General features: G+C 65.3%; 4 protein-coding genes and 2 tRNA genes. 4 read left to right on the top strand and 2 right to left on the bottom strand.

The annotated features are described in order from the left end of the window. A partial coding sequence (locus tag RMO30_RS02455) for a hypothetical protein (protein ID WP_309709051.1) occupies positions 1-234 on the top strand: 234 nt, incomplete at its 5' end. Positions 235-272: 38 nt separating this feature from the next. On the opposite strand, the gene RMO30_RS02460 is transcribed toward RMO30_RS02455, so the two are convergent. Further along, positions 273-343: transfer RNA gene (locus tag RMO30_RS02460), tRNA-Gly, on the bottom strand. Positions 344-461: 118 nt separating this feature from the next. Here RMO30_RS02460 and RMO30_RS02465 point away from each other — a divergent pair. From RMO30_RS02465 to RMO30_RS02475, 3 genes are all read left to right on the top strand, one after another. Then, complete coding sequence (locus tag RMO30_RS02465; protein ID WP_309709055.1) at positions 462-818, top strand: hypothetical protein; 357 nt, start codon at positions 462-464, stop codon at positions 816-818. A 53-nt stretch (positions 819-871) separates the two neighbouring features. Continuing rightward, positions 872-948 (top strand) — tRNA-Pro (locus RMO30_RS02470). Between the two features lie 41 nt (positions 949-989). Continuing rightward, positions 990-1424, top strand: coding sequence for a trigger factor family protein (locus RMO30_RS02475; protein WP_309709058.1), 435 nt, complete (start codon positions 990-992; stop codon positions 1422-1424). On the opposite strand, the gene RMO30_RS02480 is transcribed toward RMO30_RS02475, so the two are convergent. Then, positions 1321-1611 carry a trigger factor gene (locus tag RMO30_RS02480; RefSeq protein ID WP_397427881.1) on the bottom strand — a complete coding sequence of 97 codons (291 nt, stop codon included), beginning with the start codon at positions 1609-1611 and terminating at the stop codon, positions 1321-1323. The genes RMO30_RS02475 and RMO30_RS02480 overlap by 104 nt on opposite strands. Positions 1612-1617: the final 6 nt, after the last annotated feature.

A 1617-nucleotide genomic window follows, 5' to 3' on the forward strand; every position in this document is an offset into this window, starting at 1 on the left:
GCCGTGTGCTGTGACGACACCGATGGGCCGCCGCTCGTGAAGGGTCTCCACGTCGAATACGCGCACAGCCCCGAGGTGACTCACGCGCAGGCAGTCTCGTTGTGCACGTTCGTCACCTGGCAGCTCGTGGCGATTGAGGAAGGGTGGAATCGCTACGACCCTGAATCCGGCTTCTGGAAGCTCGAGAACTGGGAAGCCTTCCCGCTCGAATGGAGGCTGACAGGCATCGCCTGACCGGGCTACTTCCGCGCCGCACAGGGGTAGCCGGTCCGAGGGGATGACGGGAATCGAACCCGCGTAATCAGTTTGGAAGACTGAGGCTCTACCATTGAGCTACATCCCCGTGATGCGTCCCCGAGTCTAATCGGAGTCGCCGCGGGGTTTCGATACACCGCCTGCGGCGGCACTCAACCCGCGGAGCCTCGCGGTTCGATCGCCTCTGACCCCGATACGATCGCCGTGTGATCAGGCGGCGACCCATCTTCGGCTGGATCGCGTTCGCGCTGATCCTCGTCGCGTATCTCGCGGCGGCGGGTGTCGCGTTCTACGCGTACGGGCAGACTCTGGATGCCTTCGACCCAGGTCCGCCGTGGTGGGCACTCACCTCCCAGCTGGCGGTGTTGCCCGTCGGCATCCTCTGTTTCCTCGGCTTGGTGCTGGGCATCATCGGAGCCGCCCGGCGCGAGAAGCCGGGCTGGCCGGCGATCACCGCGATGATCTTCTCGCTCCCCGGATTCGGCTACGTCGCCTTCGCCGCATTCATCTGGTACACCGTCACACTCGCGTGCTCGAGCCCTCCCGGCGCCTGCGGGTTCTGAGCCAGCATCCTCGCCGTTCCGCTCGGTTAGACTGTGCCGGGCCGTTTTGCCGCCGGGGCGTAGCTCAGCTTGGTAGAGCGCCCGCTTTGGGAGCGGGAGGTCGCAGGTTCGAATCCTGTCGCCCCGACCACCAACCCTCATCCTTTACATCCACCCAGGAGACGTATTCCCATGGTCACGACGACTGTCGAGCGCCTGTCGCCCACGCGCGTGAAGCTGAACATCACCGTCACGCCCGAGGAGCTGAAGCCCAGCATCACTCACGCGTACCAGCACATCGCGGAGTCGGTGAACATCCCCGGCTTCCGCAAGGGCAAGGTGCCGCCGCCGATCATCGACCAGCGCGTCGGCCGCGGCGAGGTCATCAGCCACGCCGTCAACGAGGGCCTCGACAAGTTCTACCGCGACGCCGCGCGCGACGAGAACCTGAAGCCGCTCGGCCGCCCGTCTGCCGACATCGTCGAGCTGCCCAACGAGAAGGACTTCTCGGGCGACCTCAAGATCACCGTCGAGGTGGATGTGCGCCCCGACTTCGACCTTCCGAAGTACGACGGGCTGAAGCTCGAGGTCGAGCCGGTCGCCGTCTCGCCGGGCGGTCGACGGTGACGAGGGTACCGAAGCGGGTGCGCAAGTTTTCAAGCTCGTTCTCGACCTCATCCGGCGAGACGGCGACCGGCTCGACCTCGAGCTTGAGTCCGTCGTACTTGGGAAGTTCGAAGTCGGGGCGCACATCCACCTCGACGGTGATCTTGAGGTCGCCCGAGAAGTCCTTCTCGTTGGGCAGCTCGACGATGTCGGC

It is taken from the genome of Pseudolysinimonas sp. (genome assembly GCF_031389465.1).
Taxonomy (GTDB): domain Bacteria; phylum Actinomycetota; class Actinomycetes; order Actinomycetales; family Microbacteriaceae; genus Pseudolysinimonas_A.